Consider the following 21,209-nt stretch of genomic DNA (forward strand, 5'->3'; position numbering starts at 1 on the left):
TTGCGGGGCCTTTTCGTTTTACAGCATCGCGCTTCAGTCTTCGCGATAGCGGCGCAGCTTGAGCTGCTTGCCGGCCACACGGGTGTCCTTGAGCTTGCCCAGCAGGCGGTCGAGGCCGTCTTCCGGCAGCTCGATCAGGCTGAAGGTTTCGCGAATCTGGATGCGACCGATGGCCTCACGGGCAATACCGCCCTCGTTGAGGATGGCGCCCAGCAGGTTCTTCGCGGCGATGCCGTCGCGGGTACCCAGCGCGGTACGGCAGCGTACACGGCCTTCGGCCAGCGGCATTGGCGCACGGCGCTCGCGGTACTCGCCACGCTCGGCACCATCACGCTCGCGGCGCTCGCGGGGCTGGAAGCTCGGCACCAGGGGCTGTTCGCGCTCCACGTCGGCCAGGTTAAGGGCCTGGCCGTTGGTGGCACGCTGCAACAGTGCGGCAGCCAGGGCACGCGGGGTGCAACCGATATCGGCCACCAGGCGGTCCAGCAGGTCGCCGTACTTGGCGTCGGCCTCGGCCACCAGCGGGGTGAGGCTGGTGTTCAGCTTCTTGATGCGCGCATCCAGCACTTGCTGGGCGTTGGGCAGGCGCACTTCAGCGACCTTCTGGCCAGTCACACGCTCGATCACCTGCAGCATGCGGCGCTCGCGCGGGGTCACCAGCAGCAGCGCACGGCCATCGCGACCGGCACGGCCGGTACGGCCGATACGGTGCACGTAGGATTCCGGGTCGTAGGGCATGTCCACGTTGAACACGTGGGTAATGCGCGGTACGTCGATACCACGGGCAGCCACGTCGGTGGCGACCACGATGTCCAGACGACCGTCCTTGAGCGACTCGATCACGCGCTCACGCTGGTTCTGGGCGATGTCGCCATTCAGCGCAGCGGCCTTGTAGCCCTTGGCTTCCAGGGCGCTGGCGAGGTCCAGGGTGGCCTGCTTGGTACGCACGAAGGCGATCAGCGCGTCGAATTCCTCGACTTCCAGCAGACGCAGGACAGCCGGGGTCTTCTGGTCGGCGTGGACCATCAGGTGGGCCTGCTCGATGCGCGCTACGGTCTGGGTCTTGGCAGCAATCTTGACGTGCTGCGGGTTGCGCAGGTGACGCTCGGCGATCGAGCGGATCGACGGCGGCAACGTGGCGGAGAACAGCACGCTCTGGCGGCTTTCCGGGAGGGCTTCGAAGATCACTTCGAGGTCATCCATGAAGCCGAGCTTGAGCATCTCGTCCGCTTCGTCCAGCACCAGTTGCTGCACGGTGGCGAGCATCTTGTCATCGCGACGCAGGTGGTCGCACAGGCGGCCGGGGGTAGCCACGATCACCTGGGCGCCCTGGCGCAGGGCCTTGAGCTGGGGACCCATGGGCGCGCCGCCGTAGACGGCGACCACGTTCAGGCCGGGCATCTGCTTGGCGTAGGTTTCGAAGGCGGTAGCGACTTGCAGTGCGAGCTCGCGGGTCGGTGCCAGGATCAGCGCCTGCGGCTCACGTTTGGCCGGATCGATACGCGACAGGATCGGCAGCGCGAAGGCTGCGGTCTTGCCGGTACCGGTCTGGGCCTGGCCAATCATGTCGTGACCGGCGAGGATCACCGGAATCGACTGGGCCTGGATGGGGGACGGCTCTTCATAGCCAACCGCAGTGATTGCGGCCAGTACATTGGGATGAATGCCGAGCGCGGCGAAAGTGCCGAGTTCCTGGGTCATGGGTCTGCCTCATGTGCATCCGCAAAGACCCTTGTTCCATGGCTGCACATGCCGTGAAGGACCTTGTGGGTCACCCTGGCAGCCTGGTAGAGAATTTGCGTGATCGCTTTATTGGGAATGGATGAAACGTCAAGGGTAGTCCGCAGGCCGGACTTGCAGCCGAAGGCAAAGCGCCTCGGGAAAACGCAGTACTTGAACGGGGCCGTCAATAGGCCGGCGCGCATAATACAGGAAAATTCTTGCTCGCGTGCAGCTTTTTCAGTGCTCCGGCTTCCTCACCGCCAGACGGTGCGAGGCAATGGACAAGCCCATTGCGCGGGTCTATATCCCACCTGCCCTCCTGCCATTCCCACGAAGGAAAGCCATCCATGTCCACCAGTTCCGCCGGCCGCGTCAGCCGTGAAAAGCGCGGCCACATCATGCTGATCGGCCTTGATCGCGCAACCAAGCGCAATGCCTTCGACCAGGCGATGCTGGACGATCTGGTCCTGGCACTGGGCGAGTACGAACGAGACGAAAATGCGCGCTGCGCACTGGTCTTCGCCCATGGCGAGCACTTCACCGCGGGGCTCGATCTGGCCAGCGTCGGGGATACCTTCAAACAGGGCTGGAAGATGCCGGCCGGCTCCGTGGACCCCTGGGGTACCTTCGGCGGCCCGCGTCCGACCAAGCCGCTGATGGTCGCCGTGCAGGGCTACTGCTACACCATCGGCATCGAACTGATGCTGGCGGCCGACATCAACCTCTGCGCCAGTACCACCCGATTCGCACAGCTGGAAGTGCAGCGCGGCATCTTCCCCTTCGGTGGCGCCACCCTGCGCCTGCAGCAGATCGCCGGCTGGGGCAATGCCATGCGCTGGCTGCTCACGGGGGATGAGTTCGATGCGCACGAGGCCTATCGGCTGGGGCTGGTCCAGGAAGTGTTGCCACCCGAAGATCTGCTGCCCCGCGCCATCTGGCTGGCGGAACGGGTCGCCGCCCAGGCACCACTGGGAGTCCGCGCCACGCTGGCCTCCGCGCGCCAGACCCTGGTCGAAGGTGAAAAGGCTGCAGCAGCAGCCCTGCCGGCCGAGGCCAAGCGCCTGCTGGAAACCGAGGATGCCAAGGAAGGCCTGCGGGCCATGCTGGAACGGCGCGACGGGCACTTCAAGGGGAAATGACCGGCCGCCAAGGCCACCGGCACCCGGCACCCGGCACCCGGCTGAACGCCGCATGATGCCCAACCACTCCCATCGATGGGGCTGCTCCGCAGCCCTTGGCGAATGAATTCGCCCCCACAAGAAAGCCGGATAGACACTCCCTACTGACTTGCAGCTCGGTCTGGACCCCAGGGTACGCTGTGCGCACCCTACAGGATCGGTTTCATCCTGCTGGCCCGGGCATTCGACGCATCACAGGCAGAGACGTTGACTCTTAACCACATCCCGATGAGTCCGCCAGGAAAGCGGTTAGCTCCTCCCGGCTAACTCGCCGGCCGCACCACATCCAGCAGCGATTGCAGCGAATAGCCCAGCACAGGGGCCAGCGCGTCGGCCCTGGCCTTGAGCGCGTCGTGATCCAGGGTCTGTTCGAGGTCAGCAGGCACGAAGAGCACCACGTTGCCCTCCTTCACCGGGCACTCCCAGTAATGGCGATGGAACAGCCCGCGCAACAGGGCGGCACCCAGGGGCTTGCCATCGTCCGCCGCCCACTGGTTGATCACCAGCCAGCCTCCGGGGCTGAGGCGCTTCTGGCACGCGCCGAGGAAATTCCAGGCCAGGTGGCCGACGCCCGGTCCCTGGTCGGTATAGAGATCGACGAAGATCAGGTCAGCAGGCTCGGCGCTGTCGAGCAGCTCCAGGGCATCGCCGATGCGCACGTACAGCCGTGGGTCGTCGGTCAGCCCCAGGTACTCCATGGCCAGGCGCGGCACATCGGGGCGCAACTCGATCACCTCCACATCTTCCAGCGGCAGGAACTTCAGGCACGCCTGGGTCAGGGTGCCGGCCCCCAGTCCGAGGAACAGCGCGCTTTCCGGCGCTTCGTGGCACAGCGCCCCCAGCAGCATGGCCCGGGTGTAGTCGTATTCCAGCCAGGCCGGATCGGCTACGAAGACGCAGCTCTGCTCCACCGCCTCGCCGAATTCGAGGATGCGATAGGGGCCGACTTCGTAGACGCGGATCACGCCGAAATCATCATGCACTTCCGCGAGCAGGCGCTCCTCGGACATCAAGTCATCACTCCTTCAAGGCCGGCGCTGACATTTCGCACCAACCCGGCGCTGCACCGGCGCCTATTGCCATTGAAGCCGGAGCCTGTGCTCCCGGCATAATCCGAACCGCGCGCCCCAGGGGCGAAAAACCGCACAAGAATAACAGCGCAGAGGTCGAATCCAGCATGTACGCCATCATCGGCGCGGGCCCCATGGGCCTGTGCAGTGCCCGCCAACTGCAGAAACATGGCATTCCCTTCGTCGGCTTCGAGCTGAATGGCGATGTCGGCGGGCTGTGGGACATCGACAATCCCCACAGCACCATGTACGACTCGGCGCACCTGATCTCGTCGAAGCACACCACCGAGTTCAGCGAATTTCCCATGGATGCCGACGTGGCACCCTACCCGCACCACAGCGAAATGCGCCGCTACTTCCGCGATTACGCCCGGCATTTCGATCTGTACAAGCACTTCCGCTTCAATACCCGTGTAGTTCACCTGGAACGTCTGGAGCGCGGCTGGAAACTGATCAGCGAGCAGGACGGCCAACGTCGCGAGGGCCATTTCGACGGGGTGCTGATCGCCAATGGCACCTTGCACACAGCCAATCGTCCCGCCCTGCCTGGCCACTTCGACGGTGAACTGCTGCACTCGGCGGACTACCGCTCGCCAGTCATGTTCGAGGGCAAGCGGGTGCTACTGGTGGGCTGCGGCAATTCAGCCTGCGACATCGCCGTCGACGCCGTGCACCGCGCCGCCTCCGTGGACCTCTCGGTACGCCGTGGCTATTACTTCCTGCCCAAGTTCATCCTTGGCCGCCCCAGCGACACATTCGGCGGCGCCGTGAAGCTCCCGCGCCGGCTCAAGCAACTGGTCGATGGCCTGCTGGTGCGCGCGCTGGTCGGCAAGCCGTCGCAGTACGGCCTTCCCGACCCGGACTACAAGCTCTACGAATCCCACCCGGTGATGAACTCCCTGGTGCTCCATCACCTGGGACATGGCGACATCAAGGCGCGTCCGGACATCACGCACGTCGACGGCCGCCGCGTGACCTTCAGCGATGGCCGCCAGGCCGAGTACGACCTGATCCTCCAGGCCACCGGCTACAAGCTGGACTACCCCTTCATCGACCGCGCCCAGCTGAACTGGCCCGAGCGCGCCGGCGCCCCGCAGCTCTACCTGAACATCTTCCATCCGGAGTACGACGACCTGTTCATGATGGGCATGGTCGAGGCGTCAGGCCTGGGCTGGCAGGGCCGCGCGGAACAGGCGGAACTGGTGGCCCTGTACATTCGCCAGCAGCAGGCCCGCAGCCAGCAGGCCGAACGCTTCCGTGCCCTCAAGGCCGATCGCGCCTGCCAGCGCCTCGACGGTGGTTACGCCTACCTGGAGCTGGAACGCATGGCGTACTACGTGCACAAGGACAGCTACCGCAATCAGGTGAAGCGACACATCGCCGAACTCGGCCAGGGCCTGGAATGTGTCCAGCCGTTTGCCGGCATCCCGGCCGGGACATGAGCGACGCCTGGCTCTGGCTGGGCCTGTTCATCCTCCTCGCCTACACCCTGGAAGCCATTACCGGTTTCGGCAGCACCCTTGTCGCGCTGTCACTGGGCGCCCTGCTGCTGCCGATCGATGACCTGCTACCGGTGCTGGTGCCGCTGAACATCCTCATGAGCGGCTTCCTCGCCTGGAGGAATCGCCACCAGGTGCAATGGCGCCTGCTGCTGGCAACCGTCCTGCCCGGCATGCTCATCGGTACTTCGATCGGCTACGGCCTGCGTCACTGGCTGGATGACGGCCCGATGAAACTGGGCTTCGGGCTGCTGATCCTCTGGTTCGCGCTGCGCGAGTTGCTGCGCGGCGCGCCCCAAGGCCATAGGCCGTCCTGGATGACGCGCCTGCAGACCGGCGCGGCGGGCATCAGCCATGGCCTGTTCGCCTCCGGCGGCCCCTTGCTGGTCCACGCCCTGGCCGGCACCGCGCTGGACAAGGCACCCCTGCGCGCCACGCTGCTCTGCGCCTGGTTCGGCCTCAACAGCCTGCTGACCCTGGCCTTCCTCCACGACGGCAGCCTGGCACCCGCGCTGCCGCGAATCGGCACCTACGCGCCGCTGCTCGTGCTCGGCGCGCTGACCGGGGAGTACCTGCACCAGCGCCTGGCCGAAGGACACTTCCGCACCGCCATCCACCTGCTGCTCTGCCTCTGCGGCGTGCTGCTCTGCTGGCGCGCCTAGCGCCGCCTCGGGGCCTTTCGGTTACCATGGCTCATCTACCGCAAGCCGCCGAATCGAGACCCTGATGAGCAGCCAAGAATGGAGCCCTGAAAGCTGGAGGGACAAACCCATCCAGCAACAGCCCGAGTACCCGGACGCCGCCAAGCTGGCGCATGTCGAGCAGACCCTGGCGAGCTTCCCGCCCCTGGTGTTCGCCGGCGAAGCGCGCGAGCTGCGCCGCCAGTTCGCCGAGGTCACCGAAGGCCGCGCCTTCCTGCTTCAGGGTGGCGACTGCGCAGAAAGCTTCGCCGAGTTCTCCGCCGCCAAGATCCGCGACACCTTCAAGGTGCTGCTGCAGATGGCCATCGTCATGACCTTCGCCGCCGGCTGCCCGGTGGTGAAGGTCGGGCGCATGGCCGGCCAGTTCGCCAAGCCGCGCTCCTCCGGCAATGAAACCCAGGGCGGCATCACCCTGCCGGCCTACCGCGGCGACATCGTCAATGGCATCGGCTTCGACGCCGCCAGCCGCGTACCGGACCCGGAGCGCCTGCTGCAGGCCTATCACCAGGCCACCGCCAGCCTCAACCTGCTGCGCGCGTTCGCCCAGGGTGGTTTCGCCGACGTGCACCAGGTGCATCAGTGGAACCTGGACTTCATCGCCAACTCGGCGCTGACCGAGAAGTACAGCCAGTTGGCCAACCGCATCGACGAAGCCCTGGCCTTCATGCGCGCCTGCGGCCTGGATAGCGCACCGCAGCTGCGCGAAGCCAGCTTTTTCACCGCCCACGAGGCGCTGCTGCTGAACTACGAGCAGGCATTCGTGCGCCGCGACAGCCTCACTGGCGGCTGGTACGACTGCTCCGCACACATGCTCTGGATCGGCGACCGCACCCGCCAGCTGGATGGCGCCCACGTGGAATTCATGAGCGGCGTCGGCAACCCCATCGGGGTCAAGGTCGGGCCGAGCATGGACGGCGAAGAACTGATCCGCCTGATCGACATCCTCAACCCGGACAACGACCCGGGCCGCCTCAACCTGATCGTGCGTATGGGCGCCGAAAAGGTCGGCGAGCACCTGCCCCGCCTGATCCGCACAGTCGAACGCGAAGGCCGCAAGGTGCTGTGGAGCTCCGACCCCATGCACGGCAACACCATCAAGGCCTCCAGCGGCTACAAGACCCGCGACTTCGCTGCCATCCTCGGCGAGGTGAAGCAGTTCTTCGAGGTGCACCGGGCCGAGGGCACCTATGCCGGTGGCATCCATATCGAGATGACCGGGCAGAACGTCACCGAATGCATCGGCGGCGCCCGCCCCATCACCGAAGACGCGCTCTCCGACCGCTACCACACCCACTGCGACCCGCGCCTGAACGCCGACCAGTCCCTGGAGCTGGCTTTCCTGATCGCCGAAACGCTGAAGCAGATTCGCCGCTGACGTTCGTTTCGATGTTGTGGGAGCGAGTTCATTCGCGAATGAATTCGCTCCCCGGGCGTTAGCCCAGGCACTGCTGCAACCGCAGCGTCCCCGGCCGTCTGCAGGTGACCGCCACTTCGCCCAACCCAAGCCAGCCCGCCATGCTTCGCAGGTTCTCCGCCAGCGCCTGCATTCCGGCTTCGCTCAGGCCGTGCTCCTCCTCGTGCAGCGCATGCACCGCCAGGCGGTCCTGGGCACGTTCGGCGCGCAGGTCCACTCGCGCGGCAAGGCGCTCGTCATGCAGGAAGGGCAACACGTAATAGCCGTATTGGCGCTTGTGCTGTGGCGTGTAGATTTCCAGGCGATAGCGGAAGTCGAACAGGCGCTCCGTGCGCGCCCGCTCCCAGATCAGCGAATCGAAGGGCGACAGCAATGCGCTGGCGCGTACCTTGCGCGGCGCTTTTGGCTCGCCCAGGCAGTAGGCCGGCTGTTTCCAGCCATCGACCTGCGCCTGTTGCAACGCGCCCTCTTCCACCAGTTCGGCCAGGCGCGCCTGGCTGTCGCCGGTATCCAGCCGGTAATAGTCCCGCAGGTCCCGCTCGGTGCCCACGCCAAGGGCCTGGGCGGCGCGCAGCAGCAACTGGCGCTGGGCGTCGGCTTCAGGCAAGCCAGGCCGGTTCAGGATGTCAGCAGGAATCACCCGCTCAGGCAGGTCATAGAGGCGCTCGAAGCCCCGACGCCCGGCAACCGTCACCTCACCCGCGGCGAACAACCATTCCATGGCGTGCTTTTCCGCGCTCCAGTCCCACCAGGGGCCGGCGCGCTCTTCCCGCGTACTCAGGGCACCGGCACCCAGCGGGCCCTGCTCGCGCACCGCCTGCAGGACACGCTGGATCACCGCCTGCTGCTCGCAACCAAAGCGTGCCAACTGCTGGTAGATACCCTGGCCTTTCGCCGCCCGGCACATGCGCCAGCGCATCAGCGGATAAAGCTCCAGCGGCAGCAGCGACGCCTCATGCCCCCAGTATTCGAACAGCGCCCGGCGCCGGGGTTTGCCCCAGGCCAGGTCGTCCAGCAGTTCGCGGTCGTAATTGCCCAGGCGGGAAAAGGCCGGAAGGTAATGTGAGCGCACCAGGGCGTTCACCGAATCGATCTGCACGACGCCCAGCGCATCCAGCTGCGCCAGCAATTGCCGATGGCGTATGGCTCCGCGCGGCGCCCGCGCGAACCCCTGGGCGGCCAGGGCCAGGCGACGGGCTTCGGGAAGGGAAAGGGTCAGCGTCATGGGGCTCCGTGCCGGCAGGGGGAATGACGCATCACAGTAGCATCAGCCCGCCTGGCTTTCGCACTCCACCTCGAAAGGGGCGACAGGTACGGCCTTATCCGGCGCCAGGAAGCTCTGGCGGAAGGTGAAGGCCTCTGGCGTGGGGCCATTCTCTTGCAGCAATGCCAGGCGTTGCGCCGCCTCCCGGACGTCCGGCCGGTGTCCCTTGGGCACCCACCAGAGCACCTGGTGCATGCCGGATATACGCTCGAACCACTCCTTGCGCCGGCGCAGCATTTCCACATGGGCGGAGCGATAGACGAAGTCGGTAAGGCTGGCCACGTCGCGCCAGACCGATAGATTGACCAGCACCTCCGGACCAAAGGGGCGGATGGCCGTGGCATCGCCCTCCTCGTCCTGCAGCCGCCAGACGAATCCCGGGGCGCTGTCGGCCAGGGCGTTGACTGGCGCCAGGTTGGCGACGAAGTCAGCCATGACCGGGGAATCGATAGGCGCCTTCATCGAGGCGATGTTCAGTTGAGCCAGCTCGTGGGTGTTCGACATTTTTCTGTCCTGTGCATCCATTCATCGGGGGTTGCGGCCCGCCCTGCGCTTCACCGGTGGCGGGCCGCATCCTGGTTTCACTTTTTCAGCGGATCTTCCCAGAAGTGACGATCGCTCTCTTCCATCACGTCGGCACGGGACAGGCCGATGTCCTTGAGCATTTCATCGCTCATGCGTGCGAGCTGGTCACGCTCATACGCCAATTGCTCCCAGCGCCTGATCGCGTGCCAGGCGGCGGCAAGCCAGCTTTCGTGATGATGCGCGGCGCCAAAACGAGCGTCATGCGAAGTACCGATAAAACCGTGTTGACCTTTCATCGTATCGCCCTCCCTGTGGGGATGGCGCCAGTTTCCACACGGGACTAAGATCAATCCAACGAATGTTTCTGATGCAGTACATCTCAGGAATTGATGAATGAACTACCCTGCCATCGACACCGAATTGCTGCGCACCTTCGTCGCTATCGCCGACTATGGCGGCTTCACCCGCGCAGCGGAAATGGTCAACCGCACCCAGTCGGCCGTGAGCATGCAGATGAAACGGCTGGAAGAGGATGTGCTGCAGCGCGCGGTGTTCGAGCGCGACGGCCGCCAGGTCAGGCTCACCGCCGAGGGGCAGATCCTGCTGGGCTATGCGCGGCGCATCCTCAAGCTGCATGGCGAGGTGATGAACACGCTGCGCCAGCCTCACATGGTGGGTTCGGTGCGCATCGGCACGCCGGACGACTATGTGATGCGTTTCCTGCCGGGCATCCTTTCGCGCTTCGCCCAGGCTTATCCGCTGGTACAGGTGGAGGTGCACTGCGACTCCTCCGCCCAACTGCTTCAGCGCCAGGACCTCGACCTGACCATTGTGACCCGCAAGCCGGGCGACGATATCGGGGAGTTCCTGCGCCAGGAGCGTATCGTCTGGGCCGAAGCCATTGGGTTCACCCCCCACGAACAACCAGCCCTGCCGCTCGCCATGTTCAACTCCGAATGCTTCTGTCGCGCCTGGGCTTGTAATGCCCTGGACGCCATTGGACGCGAATACCGGGTGGCCTACACCAGCCCCAGCCTGTCGGCCATCATGGCCGTGGTCAGCGCCGGGCTGGCGGTTACCGCCCAGTTGCAGAGCCTGATCACCCCGGACATGCGCATCCTTGGCGAGGCCGAAGGCCTGCCACAGCTACCGGTGTGCAACATCATGCTGTTGCGCAACGAGCGCCATCAGTCACCAGTGACAGAGACCCTGGCCGAACACATCGTTGAAGGCTTCCACATTTGAGCCTTACTTGATCGCCAGCATCACCGCACAGAGCAGCAGGAAGGCGCAAAAGAGCGAGCGCAGCACCCGCTCCGGCAAGGCATGAGCCAGGCGCACGCCCCAACTGATGCTGAGCAGCCCTCCTAACGCCAGGGGCAGGCCCATGGCCCAGTTCACGTGGTCATGCAGACCGTAGGTGGCCAGGGTCACGGCGGTGCTCGGTGCGGCCAGCGCCAGGGAAAGTCCCTGGGCCATCACCTGGCTGGTGCCGAAGACACTGGTCAATACCGGTGTGGCGATCACCGCGCCGCCCACCCCGAACAGGCCACCGGCCGCTCCCGCCACGCCACCCAGCACGCCCAGCCAGGGCCAAGGCTGGCGCAGTTCAGCACTGGCCTGTGCCTTGGCCATGAACATCCGCGCGAAGTTGTAGGCAGCCAGGGCCAGCAGGAAGCCGACGAAGGCCAGGCGCATGCTCTCCGCATCCACCCGCACCGCGAACAGCGAAGCCAGCCAGGCGAAACCGAAACTGGTAGCCGCCAACAGCGTCGCGTAGCGCGGATCGATGCGATTGCGCTGGTGATAGCGCCACAGCGCCAGCAGCACGTTGGGCACTACCATCACCAGGGCCGTGCCCTGGGCCATTTGCTGGTCGAGGCCGAAGAGCACGCCCAGGGCGGGAATGGCGATCAACCCGCCACCGATGCCGAATAGGCCACCCATGGTGCCGAGCAACGCACCCAGCACGATATTCAGAACGAACGTAACGAGATCCATGACGCCTCCCAATCAGTTGGCGCAATGCTACGCAGCACCAATTGCCGCGGAAACGCACAGCGACGCACAATGGCTTTGCGAAATTCGCATAGGCAATGCTGATGAACCCCGATGCCCTGACTGAACAACTGGCCCTCTTCCTCGATGTCCTGGACGCCGGCAGCTTTTCCGCCGCCGCCCGCCGCCACCCGCTCACACCCTCGGCCGTGGCGCGACGCATCGATGCCCTGGAGCGCGCACTTGGCAGCACGCTGTTCGTGCGCAGCACCCACGCGGTGAAAGCCACCCCGGCTGGCCTCGCCTTTGCCGAACGGGCAAAACGGGTACTCGCGGAATTGCGCCTGGCCCGTGCGGAAGCGGTGTCCCTGAGCAGCGCGCCGGAGGGGCTGATCCGCATCGATGCGCCCAGCCCGTTCGGCCGCCGCCATCTGGCGCCAGCCATTGCGGAGTTCCTCGCCAGCTATCCCGGCCTGGACGTGCAGTTGCGGCTGATCGACAGCTTCATCGACATGCAGGGCGAAAGCCTTGGCCAGGTGGACCTGGTGCTGCGCATCGGCCCCCTGGCCGACACGCGCCTGGTCGCCACCCCGCTCGCCCCGATGGTGCGCATCCTCTGCGCCAGCCCTGAGTACCTGCGCCGGCGCGGCATCCCCCGCGATCCACGCGAATTGCCGGAACACGATGGCCTGGATTGGGACGCCCTGGCCCCGCCCTATGCCTGGCGCTTCGAAGTGGACGGCAAGCTGCAGCACATTCGCCCAGGACGCATGCGCATGACGGCGAACAATGCCGAAACCCTGGTATTCAGCGCCCTGGCCGGTATCGGCATCGCCCACCTGCCGACCTGGCTGATCAGCGAATACCTGGTACGCGGTGAACTGGTGGCGCTGTTCTGCCAAGACGGCCTGCCGGCGCCGGAGCCCAGTGGCATCTATGCCTTGCGCCTGGAAGGGGAAGCGAGCTCGCGAAGCCGGCTGTTGCTGGAGTTCCTGAAGAACCGCTTCGGCCCGGTGCCGCCCTGGGACCTGGCCCTGGACGGTCTGGGCCGGGCCTGATCAGCGCGGCAGCTGGACTACTCGGGTGCCCGCCAGCAGGTCATGCAGGCAACGGCGGTCGGCGCGGAAGATGAACAGGTAGTCCACCAGCACCAGCAGCACGCCGATCATCGGGAGGTACGCCAGCAACCACCAGACCAGGTAGCGCTTGAGCAGCAGGCCCCCCAGCTCCGGGACCTGGCCGTCGAGGTTGACGATGGCAACCTTGAGCAGGCGTTTGCCGAGCGTCTGGCCGAAGTTCTTGAGGAAGTGGCCGTTGACCAGCAGGAACACCGCTACGCCCACCACCAGACTCAGCAACTGCTGGCCCAGGCTCGGCTCGATGCCCTGTTGGGCGGCGGCGAAGGCACCGGAGAAGTAGGCCACCGGAACCGTCGCCAGGCTCATGATGAGGCCGTCGATCAGGGCCGCGCCAAGGCGGGTCCAGCGTGACGCGAGCAGGGGCTGGGCGGCGCTGTCGATCGTGAGTTCCGCCTGGGGCGCCTGATAGGGGTTTTGCAGGTTGTCCATGATGCAGTCCTTGCATAGGTTGACCGGGCAATTGTGGTATCTGATGGAGCCAATGCAAGAACACCTGGGACGGTGATGGAAAGAATGCATTTTGCCCGCGAAAGGCTTGCGCGCTAAATTGGTCACCATCACTGCCTCTGGAGACCATCCATGTCCACGCCCCCGTGCAAGGAGCTGATGCTCGACAACCAGCTCTGTTTCGCCCTGTATTCCACCTCGCTGATGATGACCAAGGTCTACAAGCCACTGCTCCAGGAGCTCGGCCTGACCTATCCGCAATACCTCGCAATGATGGTGCTGTGGGAAGGCGACGGCATCACCGTGGGCGAAATCAGCAACCGCATGCTCACCGACCCGGGCTCCCTCACCCCCCTGCTCAAGCGTCTGGAAGCCGAAGGGCTGATCACCCGCACCCGCAGCAGCAAGGACGAACGCGTGGTGGAGCTGCGCCTTACCCAGCAAGGCCGGGACTTGCAGGAAAAGGCCAAGCGGGTGCCCGCCTGCATTCTCGCCGCCACCGAGCTCACCATTGAGCAACTGGGCGAGCTCAAGGAAGAACTGGTGTCCCTGCGCAGCAGTCTGGAAAGGGCCGTCTGACGGCCTTATTCCAGAATCATCTGATCGATATTCCAAATATCTTCAAAAAATATCTTGCGCGCTAAATAAATCACGGATAACTTCTGCCTCACGCACTTGATTAGCGCGCAAACTTTTAGGCGACAAATTAATTGACAGCTAGAGGAAACCCACCATGAAATCGATCAGCACCGTAGTCGCAGGCAGCCTTCTCGCCCTCTCCGTCACCCAAGCTTTCGCCGCCGGCGGCCCTGGCGTCGAACGCACCACCCAGGCCTTCCTTGAAGCCCTGGCCGCCGGCGGCGGCAAGCCGCTGGAAACCCTTGCACCGAAAGATGCTCGCGCAGTGCTGGTCGGAGCCCAGGCCAGCGTGAAGCTGGAACTGCCGAAAGCCGACGTCAGTCGGAAGGCCATCGAGGCCGACGGCCAGAAGATCGACCTGACCATCGTCCGCCCTGCTGGCGTGAAAGGCACCTTGCCCGTCTTCATGTTCTTCCACGGCGGCGGCTGGGTACTGGGCGACTACCCGACCCACGAGCGGCTGATCCGCGACCTGGTGGCCAACTCCGGCGCCGTGGCGGTCTACGTGAACTACACGCCCTCTCCCGAAGCCAAGTACCCGACCGCCATCAACCAGGCCTACGCCGCCACCAAGTGGGTGGCCGAGCACGGCAAGGAAATCGGTGTGGATGGCAGCCGCCTGGCGGTGGCCGGTAACAGTGTCGGCGGCAACATGGCCGCGGTGGTCAGCCTGATGGCCAAGGACAAGGGCACGCCGAAGATCCGCTTCCAGGCCCTGCTGTGGCCGGTAACCGACTCCAACTTCAACAATGCGTCCTACAACCAGTTCGAGAACGGCCACTTCCTCACCCGCAACATGATGAAGTGGTTCTGGAACAGCTACACCACCGATCCGCGCCAACGCGCCGAGATCTACGCCTCGCCGCTGCAGGCTTCGACCGAACAGCTGAAGGGCCTGCCGCCGGCCCTGGTGCAGACGGCCGAGTTCGACGTGCTGCGTGACGAAGGCGAAGCCTACGCCCGCAAGCTGGACGCCGCCGGCGTGGAGGTCACTGCGGTGCGCTACAACGGCATGATCCACGACTTCGGCCTGCTCAACGTGCTGGCCAAGGTCCCGGGTACCCGCGCCGCCATGCAGCAGGCCGGCGAAGCGCTGAAGGAGCACCTGAAGTAAGGAAGGCGGAAACGAAAAAGCCCGGCATATGCCGGGCTTTTTCTATCCCACTGGAAGGCTTAGGCCTTGACGCGGGACTTGTACTCGCCGGTACGGGTGTCGATCTCGATGGAGTCACCGATTTCGCAGAAGGCGGATACTTGCAGCTCGGCGCCGTTGTTCAGGCGAGCCACTTTCATCACCTTGCCGGAGGTGTCGCCACGGACAGCCGGTTCGGTGTAGGCGATCTGGCGAACGATGGTGGTCGGCAGTTCGACGGAGATCACGCGATCGTTGTAGAACACGGCTTCGCAGACGTCGGTCATGCCGTCTTCGATGAAGGTCAGGACGCCTTCCAGGTCGGCCTTCTCGATCTCGTACTGGTTGAACTCGGTGTCCATGAACACGTACAGCGGATCGGCGAAGTAGGAGTAGGTCACTTCCTTGCGTTCAAGGATGACCGGCTCCAGCTTGTCGTCGGCCTTGAACACGGTCTCGGTGCCGGCGCCGGTCAGCAGGTTCTTCAGCTTCATCTTGACCACGGCAGCGTTGCGGCCGGACTTGTTGAACTCGGCCTTCTGGATGACCCAGGGAGCGCCATTGATGATGGCAACTTGGCCGGCGCGGAACTCTTGAGCGGTTTTCATACGAATATCCGATGTGGATGGGTGACAAAAAACAGGCCGCGTATCATAGCCGCTTTGTACAAAACTGCACCAGACCCGCCGCGAGGTCGGTGCGGGCCACCTGTTCCCGGCACCAGCGCTCGGCGTGCAGGACGAGTTCCGGCCACTGCGCCAGCAGGGCATTCCAGGCCGTCCCCATGCCTTCTCCACGATTCCACGCCCGCCAGCCTTCGGTCAGTGCAGCGGCCGCGGAAGGGGACAGATCGCGACAGTAGAGGGCAAGGAACGCCTCCAGCTTGTCCCAATGGGCACCCTCCTCCTGCTGGTAGATGTGCCAGAGCAGCGGCCGTCCAGCCCACTGGGCACGGACGAAGGAATCCTCACCGCGCACTGCGTTGAAATCACAGCACCAGAGAATCCGGTCGTAATCATCCTGGCTGACGAAAGGCAGGATCTGGATCGCCAGGCTTCCACGACGGAAGCATTCACCCGCGCTCAGCTTTTCCTCGCCCAGCCAATTGGCCAGATCCGCCAGCACCCGACCGACGGGCACCAGCAACTGCACGGGGCGCTCACCTGTCGCCAGCGCGTCGAGCCAGCCGGCAAGGGCAGCGTTCTCGTAGGCGAAGAGGGAAATGAGCAATGCAGCTGCATCCAGCTCCACCCCCAGTTCCTCCAGGAACGCCCGGCGCGCTTCTGGATCGGCCTGGAAGAGCTGACGGCGCTCCGCCAGGGCGTCTTCCCGCAACAGACCGCCGGTGCCCTCTACGAAGCCGGGAAAATAGAACGCTTTCTGCAGGCCATTGGGCTGCAAGGATGGCAACCCATGGCAGCCGGCCACCCAGTCTTCGGCGCTGAGGTATTCCAGGTTCAGCCAATAGGGCTTGTCGGCCCGGGCAGCCATGGCCGCCAGGTAAGGTTCGGGCAATTGGCAGGCAAAGGCTTCGATCACCACGTCCGCCGGCTCTACTGCCGGCCAGTCCTTTCGCCAGTGACGAATTTCCACGCCTTGCTGGTATTGGCTTTCCGCCTCGGGATCGGCCCGGGGACACAGGGGAGCGAAGACCGCCGGCTCATCCACCCACAGGCGCACCGCCTGGCCGTGCTCGGCCACCAGTTGACGAGCCAGGCGCCAGGTCACGCCGATGTCGCCAAAGTTGTCGACGACGTTGCAGAAGATGTCCCACTTCACGATGCGGATTCCCGAAGAAAACCGCAGTTTACCCAAGACATGGGGCGCACAAACAAAATGCCCGCCATGAAGGCGGGCCAAGGGGAGCATGGTGCCGAAAAATGTTTGCGGAAGACCGGCGCCTCAGGCGGCCAGGCGGTGCGGGCCGTTTTGGCGGCGGGACAGTTCCAGCAGCCAGATCGCCTTGCTGGCGCCAGCCGCTTCGCGGGAGGTGAAGGGACCGGAGCGCATCACGCCATCCACGACGACGAACCAGCAGGCCATGTGGCCTTCGGCCCGGAGCGGTTCCGGAACAGCAGTACCTACCAGGGACATGACATCGACGTGGGACATTGCCTCACCTCCTTCGCTTTGCATGGTGCAAAGACTACGAGGGCGGCCTCTTGGGTAGAAATCAGTTGTCTCGATAGTGGCTATCCATATCGGCAATTGGCCGTCCGTCGCCAACTGGACAGCACCGAAATGGGGCGACTAGATTGATGGCTCATAGCTATTAGCTTTGAATGGCGCCCCCTGACAGGAAGTCAAACGATGCCCGCCCCCGCCCGCCCCACACGTTCGTTCGCCCTTTGCATCCCCTATCGCCTGCTCAACGCGAGGCTGCTGCCATGAACGGCTCCATCACAGGCTTTTTCAACGACCTCAGCGTCCGTCAGAAGCTGCTCACCGGATTCGGCCTGGTGCTGGCCATCACCCTGCTGGTGGCCTGGACCAGCTGGCGCGCTCTGGAAGGCGCCCTGCACCGCTTCGACATCCTGCTGCGGGTGAACGACATCGACACCAAGCTGTATCTGGTTCGCCAGCACGAGAAGGATTTCATCATCCGCAGCGACGAGCAGGCCATCCGCAATGCACTGCAGATAATCGGCGAAATCCAGGGCATCGCCGACAACACCCTGCAGGTAATGACCATCCCCAGGACCATCGACCTGATGAAGCAGATTCAGACCGATCTCGGCCAGTATCAGCGGAATCTGACCGGCCTGGAGGACATGGAGAAGAACAAGCGCAGCGCGCAGCAGAACATGGAGCAGGCCGCCCGCGAGGCGCTCAAGCAGTTCGACGAGTTGGAGCAGCACCTGACCCAGGCGGCCCTGGTGCAGATTCGCCAAAACGGCGACGAGGACAGCATCCGCGCGCTGGAAAGCGCGACCCACGCGTCCGGCATGGCAAAGGACATGCTCACCGCGCGGCGCCACGAGAAGGACTTCGTCATGCGCGGCGACGACCAGTACGCCGACAAGCTCAACGCCCTGTTCAACACCCTGGACAGCCGGGCCAGCGACCTGGCCGGGCGGATCAGCGATCCCGGCGCCCGCGAAGACCTCGACTCGGCGCGCAAGCAGATCGAGCGCTATCGCAGCGAATTCGCCAACTTGCGCCAGAGCATCCAGCTCCACGCCGATTCCGAATCCGAAATGGCCACCCGCGCCTCCGACATTTCCGACTCGTCCACCGACGCACTCAACATCCAGATGCAGCTGCTGGAAGCCGACGCCCGCAAGGCCAAGACCATCCTCATCACCGCAGCCGCCATCGGTTTCGTGGTGGGATTGCTGTCCGCCTTCGTCATCGCCCAACTGATCGTCACCCCCCTGCGCCAGGCCGTGCAGCAGGCACGCAAGGTGGCGGCAGGCGACCTGACCTCGGACATCCACAGCAACCGCAAGGATGAGCTGGGTCAACTGATGCAGGCCATGCAGGACATGACCGAAAGCCTGCGCAGCCTGCTCAAGCGCCTCAGCAGCGGAATCGAGCAATTGGCCACCGCCGCCGAGGAAATGTCCGCTGTCACCGAGCAGACCAGCGCCGGCGTGACCCAGCAGAAGATGGAAACCGAGCAGGTGGCCACCGCCATGAACGAGATGGTCGCCACCGTGCAGGATGTCGCCCGCAATGCCGAGTCCGCCGCCGACTCCGCTGGCCACGCCGACCGCCAGGCGCAGCACGGTACAGCCGTCGTCCAGCAAGCCATCGAACGCATCGAACACCTCGCCCGGGCCATCGAGCAATCCGCCGGTGCCATCGAGCGGCTCAAGCACGACAGCACCAACATCGGCACCGTGCTCGACGTGATCAAAAGCATTGCCGAGCAGACCAACCTGCTCGCCCTCAATGCCGCCATCGAAGCGGCGCGGGCCGGGGAAGCCGGCCGTGGATTCGCCGTGGTGGCCGACGAAGTGCGCGCCCTCGCCCGCCGCACCCAGGAATCCACCACTCAGATAGAAAAGCTGGTCAGCACCTTGCAGGACGGCGCCCAGGGCGCGGTGGACATGATGGGCCGCAGCCAGACCCAGGCCGGTCACACCGTGGAAGCCGCAAAGGAGGCCGGCACTGCGCTGCAGGCCATCAACCGCTCGGTGTCCGACATCCAGCAACTCAACCAGCAGATCGCCACCGCCGCCGAACAGCAAAGCGCCGTGGCCGAGGAAATCAATCGCAGCGTCACCAGCATCCGCGACGTGGCCGAACAATCCGCCGCCGCCACCGAAGAAACCTCCGCCGCGAGCATCGACCTCGCCCGCCTTGGCGGCGAACTGCAGACCGAAGTCAATCGCTTCCGACTGGCCTGAGGAAACACCAACATGAATAGAACGTGGACTTGGGATGGCCCTCTGGAGGGAGCCTGGTCTGGCGTAGGGATGCGCTGTGCGCACCGAGTTCGGGATCAGCATCGGCACCATGTCAAACCGCCGATGCGCCCGGCGCCCCTACCGAATCAGCTTCATCCTGCCTGCCGGGGTGCTCGAATCGTCACCCGGGCGGCCCGGTAGCCCAGCTCCATCTGCGGACCATCGGGCAGGCGCGCCACACCAGATCACGACTTCCAGCGCCAGGTTCATTCGCCACCCGGCAGGTCGAACTGCCGGATGGCCATTTCCCTGGTGGCTTACCTCCCCCGTCCTTGCGGGTTTTCCTCATCATCCTTGAATGCCCTTGGCAATCCGTCGATTGCGGCCTACGATAATCACGTTTTGCTAACCAAGCAAACACGATAAGTGAGCCAAGGACGATTCATTCCGTCATTAAGATTCGCGGCATGAATACGCTTGGATCGCGCATTGCGCACTACAGAAAGCTGAAAGGACTCTCTCAGCAGGCCCTGGCCAACGAGTGCGGGTGGGAATCCCAGTCCCGGATCGGCAACTACGAGCGGGACACCCGCGAGCCCTCGTTCGAAGACCTCAGGCGAATCGCCAAAGCGCTGGAGGTATCGCTCAACGACCTGCTCAATCCCGTCATGCAGATCGCCGAATCCGAAGAGGGTCGTTACGACCCGGAACAGAACCTCAGCCCCCGCTCACGCCAGGTGCTCGATCGCCTCACGCTTGCCGCCACCGAAGGCCGGCTGGTCGAGCAGGACCTGATCCTGCTGGAACAGATCGCCCGTCGCCTGGAAAAGCGCGAAGACTGATTCGACTCGACCCTTTCCTCCGGCTGCCTGTCTCAAGGACATGGGAAATGCTTTCCCTCACCTCGAGAGGTACCGCCCATGCTTGCCAATATTGTGAAAATCGCGCTGCTGGCCGTGGTACTCGCCAGCAGCGGCGGCTGCATCATCCATCACTACGATCGGGACCATGACCGCGGAGGCTGGGACGGCCACCGGGACCACGATGACCGGGACGGACACAGGAAAGGCCATCGCTGAGTAACGAAAAGCCCCGCATTTGCGGGGTTTTTACGGAGATCTTCTGTAGCTTTTGCGGCCGGGTGTATAGTCGGAAACCCCGTCCTCCCTGCGAGCGGTCACCATGGCTGCCTCCACTTCCGGATTGTCCAGACGCCAGGTGCTCCAGGCCTTCGCCGCCCTCGGTGCCGCCCTGGTCGCAGGCGATGCCCTGGCCACTCGGATCGAAGTGACCCTGCGCCCCCGCAACCTCCATGCACGCCTGCTCAACCGCGATCGGCACCTGCGCCTGGAACGCCCGGCATCGGGTGAAGTCGCCACTTTCTGCTATTTCCGCAAGGGCAAGGGCTGGGACCTCGACGGCTACCGCCAGGGTTGCCGCATCCTGCGTGATGTGAAGTACAGGAGCACGGTGAAGATCAACGTCAAACTGCTCGACCTGCTGTTCCTGATCCAGGCCTGGCTGCGCATCAACAAGCTGCCCACACGCATCCTGGTCAACAGCGGCTATCGCACCCCTCAACACAACGCCACCCTGGAAGGCGCCGCCCGCCACTCCCTGCACATCCGCGGCATGGCCGCCGACATTCGCATTCCCGGTGTGAGCATCGAGCGACTGGGCAAGCTGGTCCGAGCCATCGGCGCTGGCGGCGTGGGCTTCTATCCGTCGAAAGGATTCATCCACGTCGATGTCGGTCGCGTCAGGACCTGGCGCGTAGCCGCCCTGGTAGAACCGGGGCAGGAAGAATGGGCCCTGGCCGTGCTGGACCAGGGCGAACACTTCGCCTGAGTTCAGTCGAAGTCGGCGCAATCTCCACACACGAAATGGCCGCGCCGATCGACGCACTCGGTCAGTTCGCCGCAGTACTCGCACTCTCCTTCCGAGGCATCGAGCGGGTCGAGGTCCTCGTCATCGACGAGTTCGTCGTCCAGGTCATCATCGTTGTCGAGCAGGTGATCGTGCTCGGGTTCATGGAGCTCGAGATCTTCATCCATAGCGCGGTGCCGTGAGGGGGTCGGGAAGGTCGCGGACTATAGCGCCGCACCAGGGCGAGGTCGATATTCGGCCAT

Annotated in this window: 23 protein-coding genes; 12 read left to right on the forward strand and 11 right to left on the reverse strand. The window is 64.5% G+C overall.

Features of this window, described 5'->3' with window-relative positions; genetic code table 11:
- Positions 1-33: 33 nt before the first annotated feature.
- Positions 34-1,701 (reverse strand): DEAD/DEAH box helicase, encoded by a 1,668-nt coding sequence (locus tag FXN65_RS16860; protein WP_151134534.1) that lies wholly within the window; start codon positions 1,699-1,701, stop codon positions 34-36.
- Positions 1,702-2,069: 368 nt separating this feature from the next.
- Between FXN65_RS16860 and FXN65_RS16865 the strand changes: the two genes are divergently transcribed.
- Complete coding sequence (locus FXN65_RS16865) at positions 2,070-2,861, forward strand: crotonase/enoyl-CoA hydratase family protein (protein ID WP_151134536.1); 792 nt, start codon at positions 2,070-2,072, stop codon at positions 2,859-2,861.
- Between the two features lie 302 nt (positions 2,862-3,163).
- Here FXN65_RS16865 and FXN65_RS16870 read toward each other — a convergent pair whose 3' ends face one another.
- Complete coding sequence (locus FXN65_RS16870; RefSeq protein WP_151134538.1) at positions 3,164-3,910, reverse strand: spermidine synthase; 747 nt, start codon at positions 3,908-3,910, stop codon at positions 3,164-3,166.
- A gap of 167 nt (positions 3,911-4,077) precedes the next feature.
- On the opposite strand from FXN65_RS16870, the gene FXN65_RS16875 reads away from it, so the two are divergent.
- The 3 genes from FXN65_RS16875 to FXN65_RS16885 all read left to right on the forward strand — a co-directional run bounded on the left by FXN65_RS16875 (position 4,078) and on the right by FXN65_RS16885 (position 7,545).
- A complete protein-coding gene (locus tag FXN65_RS16875; RefSeq protein WP_151134540.1) occupies positions 4,078-5,412 on the forward strand; it encodes a flavin-containing monooxygenase in 1,335 nt (444 codons plus the stop codon).
- Positions 5,409-6,131, forward strand: a complete 723-nt coding sequence (locus FXN65_RS16880) for a sulfite exporter TauE/SafE family protein (protein ID WP_151134542.1) — start codon at positions 5,409-5,411, stop codon at positions 6,129-6,131. The genes FXN65_RS16875 and FXN65_RS16880 overlap by 4 nt, the downstream gene beginning before the upstream one ends.
- Positions 6,132-6,195: 64 nt before the next feature.
- Positions 6,196-7,545 (forward strand): class II 3-deoxy-7-phosphoheptulonate synthase, encoded by a 1,350-nt coding sequence (locus FXN65_RS16885; RefSeq protein ID WP_151134544.1) that lies wholly within the window; start codon positions 6,196-6,198, stop codon positions 7,543-7,545.
- Between the two features lie 58 nt (positions 7,546-7,603).
- Here the strand turns inward: FXN65_RS16885 and FXN65_RS16890 are convergent, their stop codons facing one another.
- From FXN65_RS16890 to FXN65_RS16900, 3 genes are all read right to left on the reverse strand, one after another.
- The gene (locus FXN65_RS16890; protein WP_151134546.1) at positions 7,604-8,809 is read right to left on the reverse strand and encodes a winged helix-turn-helix domain-containing protein; all 1,206 of its coding nucleotides are present in this window, start codon (positions 8,807-8,809) and stop codon (positions 7,604-7,606) included.
- Between the two features lie 42 nt (positions 8,810-8,851).
- A complete protein-coding gene (locus tag FXN65_RS16895; RefSeq protein WP_151134548.1) occupies positions 8,852-9,352 on the reverse strand; it encodes a DUF3291 domain-containing protein in 501 nt (166 codons plus the stop codon).
- 77 nt (positions 9,353-9,429) lie between these two features.
- Positions 9,430-9,669: a DUF1127 domain-containing protein gene (locus tag FXN65_RS16900; protein WP_151134550.1), complete on the reverse strand. Its 240-nt coding sequence runs from the start codon at positions 9,667-9,669 to the stop codon at positions 9,430-9,432.
- Between the two features lie 97 nt (positions 9,670-9,766).
- Here FXN65_RS16900 and FXN65_RS16905 point away from each other — a divergent pair, with 97 nt between their 5' ends.
- Positions 9,767-10,618, forward strand: a complete 852-nt coding sequence (locus FXN65_RS16905; protein ID WP_151134552.1) for a LysR substrate-binding domain-containing protein — start codon at positions 9,767-9,769, stop codon at positions 10,616-10,618.
- Between the two features lie 3 nt (positions 10,619-10,621).
- Here FXN65_RS16905 and FXN65_RS16910 read toward each other — a convergent pair whose 3' ends face one another.
- Positions 10,622-11,374 carry a sulfite exporter TauE/SafE family protein gene (locus tag FXN65_RS16910; protein ID WP_151134554.1) on the reverse strand — a complete coding sequence of 251 codons (753 nt, stop codon included), beginning with the start codon at positions 11,372-11,374 and terminating at the stop codon, positions 10,622-10,624.
- A 101-nt stretch (positions 11,375-11,475) separates the two neighbouring features.
- On the opposite strand from FXN65_RS16910, the gene FXN65_RS16915 reads away from it, so the two are divergent.
- Entirely contained in the window at positions 11,476-12,429 is a 954-nt protein-coding gene (locus tag FXN65_RS16915; RefSeq protein WP_151134556.1) for a LysR family transcriptional regulator, read from the forward strand.
- Here FXN65_RS16915 and FXN65_RS16920 read toward each other — a convergent pair whose 3' ends face one another.
- Positions 12,430-12,939: an RDD family protein gene (locus FXN65_RS16920; RefSeq protein WP_151134558.1), complete on the reverse strand. Its 510-nt coding sequence runs from the start codon at positions 12,937-12,939 to the stop codon at positions 12,430-12,432.
- Between the two features lie 150 nt (positions 12,940-13,089).
- Here FXN65_RS16920 and FXN65_RS16925 point away from each other — a divergent pair, with 150 nt between their 5' ends.
- A complete protein-coding gene (locus tag FXN65_RS16925) occupies positions 13,090-13,536 on the forward strand; it encodes a MarR family winged helix-turn-helix transcriptional regulator (protein WP_151134560.1) in 447 nt (148 codons plus the stop codon).
- 154 nt (positions 13,537-13,690) lie between these two features.
- Positions 13,691-14,710 carry an alpha/beta hydrolase gene (locus FXN65_RS16930; RefSeq protein ID WP_151134562.1) on the forward strand — a complete coding sequence of 340 codons (1,020 nt, stop codon included), beginning with the start codon at positions 13,691-13,693 and terminating at the stop codon, positions 14,708-14,710.
- A gap of 59 nt (positions 14,711-14,769) precedes the next feature.
- On the opposite strand, the gene efp is transcribed toward FXN65_RS16930, so the two are convergent.
- From efp to FXN65_RS16945, 3 genes are all read right to left on the reverse strand, one after another.
- Positions 14,770-15,336 carry an elongation factor P gene (gene efp / locus FXN65_RS16935; protein ID WP_151134564.1) on the reverse strand — a complete coding sequence of 189 codons (567 nt, stop codon included), beginning with the start codon at positions 15,334-15,336 and terminating at the stop codon, positions 14,770-14,772.
- Positions 15,337-15,379: 43 nt separating this feature from the next.
- Positions 15,380-16,510 carry an elongation factor P maturation arginine rhamnosyltransferase EarP gene (gene earP, locus FXN65_RS16940; protein ID WP_244620769.1) on the reverse strand — a complete coding sequence of 377 codons (1,131 nt, stop codon included), beginning with the start codon at positions 16,508-16,510 and terminating at the stop codon, positions 15,380-15,382.
- Between the two features lie 120 nt (positions 16,511-16,630).
- On the reverse strand, positions 16,631-16,840 hold the full coding sequence (locus FXN65_RS16945; protein WP_151134568.1) for a hypothetical protein: 210 nt from the start codon (positions 16,838-16,840) through the stop codon (positions 16,631-16,633).
- A 275-nt stretch (positions 16,841-17,115) separates the two neighbouring features.
- Between FXN65_RS16945 and FXN65_RS16950 the strand changes: the two genes are divergently transcribed.
- The 4 genes from FXN65_RS16950 (at position 17,116) to FXN65_RS16960 (ending at position 20,928) form a co-directional block, all read left to right on the forward strand.
- On the forward strand, positions 17,116-19,080 hold the full coding sequence (locus tag FXN65_RS16950) for a methyl-accepting chemotaxis protein (protein ID WP_151134570.1): 1,965 nt from the start codon (positions 17,116-17,118) through the stop codon (positions 19,078-19,080).
- A gap of 467 nt (positions 19,081-19,547) precedes the next feature.
- Positions 19,548-19,922 carry a helix-turn-helix domain-containing protein gene (locus tag FXN65_RS28095; RefSeq protein ID WP_151134572.1) on the forward strand — a complete coding sequence of 125 codons (375 nt, stop codon included), beginning with the start codon at positions 19,548-19,550 and terminating at the stop codon, positions 19,920-19,922.
- 78 nt (positions 19,923-20,000) lie between these two features.
- A complete protein-coding gene (locus tag FXN65_RS27950) occupies positions 20,001-20,159 on the forward strand; it encodes a hypothetical protein (RefSeq protein ID WP_178119349.1) in 159 nt (52 codons plus the stop codon).
- A 103-nt stretch (positions 20,160-20,262) separates the two neighbouring features.
- Positions 20,263-20,928 carry a YcbK family protein gene (locus tag FXN65_RS16960; protein ID WP_151134574.1) on the forward strand — a complete coding sequence of 222 codons (666 nt, stop codon included), beginning with the start codon at positions 20,263-20,265 and terminating at the stop codon, positions 20,926-20,928.
- A gap of 2 nt (positions 20,929-20,930) precedes the next feature.
- Here FXN65_RS16960 and FXN65_RS16965 read toward each other — a convergent pair whose 3' ends face one another.
- Positions 20,931-21,134: a hypothetical protein gene (locus tag FXN65_RS16965; RefSeq protein WP_151134577.1), complete on the reverse strand. Its 204-nt coding sequence runs from the start codon at positions 21,132-21,134 to the stop codon at positions 20,931-20,933.
- Positions 21,135-21,209 lie beyond the last annotated feature (75 nt).

Source organism: Pseudomonas lalkuanensis, assembly GCF_008807375.1.
Classification (GTDB): Bacteria; Pseudomonadota; Gammaproteobacteria; order Pseudomonadales; family Pseudomonadaceae; genus Metapseudomonas; species Metapseudomonas lalkuanensis.

What these genes read in the sequence shown, in the direction of transcription:
- FXN65_RS16895 (WP_151134548.1), bottom strand. Translation starts at nt 9,352, where the DNA reads ATGTCGAACACCCACGAGCTGGCTCAACTGAACATCGCCTCGATGAAG.
- efp (WP_151134564.1), bottom strand. Translation starts at nt 15,336, where the DNA reads ATGAAAACCGCTCAAGAGTTCCGCGCCGGCCAAGTTGCCATCATCAAT.
- FXN65_RS16925 (WP_151134560.1), top strand. Translation starts at nt 13,090, where the DNA reads ATGTCCACGCCCCCGTGCAAGGAGCTGATGCTCGACAACCAGCTCTGT.
- FXN65_RS28095 (WP_151134572.1), top strand. Translation starts at nt 19,548, where the DNA reads ATGAATACGCTTGGATCGCGCATTGCGCACTACAGAAAGCTGAAAGGA.
- FXN65_RS16880 (WP_151134542.1), top strand. Translation starts at nt 5,409, where the DNA reads ATGAGCGACGCCTGGCTCTGGCTGGGCCTGTTCATCCTCCTCGCCTAC.
- FXN65_RS16900 (WP_151134550.1), bottom strand. Translation starts at nt 9,669, where the DNA reads ATGAAAGGTCAACACGGTTTTATCGGTACTTCGCATGACGCTCGTTTT.
- FXN65_RS16965 (WP_151134577.1), bottom strand. Translation starts at nt 21,134, where the DNA reads ATGGATGAAGATCTCGAGCTCCATGAACCCGAGCACGATCACCTGCTC.
- FXN65_RS16930 (WP_151134562.1), top strand. Translation starts at nt 13,691, where the DNA reads ATGAAATCGATCAGCACCGTAGTCGCAGGCAGCCTTCTCGCCCTCTCC.
- FXN65_RS16950 (WP_151134570.1), top strand. Translation starts at nt 17,116, where the DNA reads ATGAACGGCTCCATCACAGGCTTTTTCAACGACCTCAGCGTCCGTCAG.
- FXN65_RS27950 (WP_178119349.1), top strand. Translation starts at nt 20,001, where the DNA reads ATGCTTGCCAATATTGTGAAAATCGCGCTGCTGGCCGTGGTACTCGCC.
- FXN65_RS16890 (WP_151134546.1), bottom strand. Translation starts at nt 8,809, where the DNA reads ATGACGCTGACCCTTTCCCTTCCCGAAGCCCGTCGCCTGGCCCTGGCC.
- FXN65_RS16945 (WP_151134568.1), bottom strand. Translation starts at nt 16,840, where the DNA reads ATGTCCCACGTCGATGTCATGTCCCTGGTAGGTACTGCTGTTCCGGAA.
- FXN65_RS16915 (WP_151134556.1), top strand. Translation starts at nt 11,476, where the DNA reads ATGAACCCCGATGCCCTGACTGAACAACTGGCCCTCTTCCTCGATGTC.
- FXN65_RS16885 (WP_151134544.1), top strand. Translation starts at nt 6,196, where the DNA reads ATGAGCAGCCAAGAATGGAGCCCTGAAAGCTGGAGGGACAAACCCATC.
- FXN65_RS16870 (WP_151134538.1), bottom strand. Translation starts at nt 3,910, where the DNA reads ATGTCCGAGGAGCGCCTGCTCGCGGAAGTGCATGATGATTTCGGCGTG.
- FXN65_RS16960 (WP_151134574.1), top strand. Translation starts at nt 20,263, where the DNA reads ATGGCTGCCTCCACTTCCGGATTGTCCAGACGCCAGGTGCTCCAGGCC.
- FXN65_RS16920 (WP_151134558.1), bottom strand. Translation starts at nt 12,939, where the DNA reads ATGGACAACCTGCAAAACCCCTATCAGGCGCCCCAGGCGGAACTCACG.
- FXN65_RS16910 (WP_151134554.1), bottom strand. Translation starts at nt 11,374, where the DNA reads ATGGATCTCGTTACGTTCGTTCTGAATATCGTGCTGGGTGCGTTGCTC.
- FXN65_RS16875 (WP_151134540.1), top strand. Translation starts at nt 4,078, where the DNA reads ATGTACGCCATCATCGGCGCGGGCCCCATGGGCCTGTGCAGTGCCCGC.
- FXN65_RS16860 (WP_151134534.1), bottom strand. Translation starts at nt 1,701, where the DNA reads ATGACCCAGGAACTCGGCACTTTCGCCGCGCTCGGCATTCATCCCAAT.
- FXN65_RS16865 (WP_151134536.1), top strand. Translation starts at nt 2,070, where the DNA reads ATGTCCACCAGTTCCGCCGGCCGCGTCAGCCGTGAAAAGCGCGGCCAC.
- FXN65_RS16905 (WP_151134552.1), top strand. Translation starts at nt 9,767, where the DNA reads ATGAACTACCCTGCCATCGACACCGAATTGCTGCGCACCTTCGTCGCT.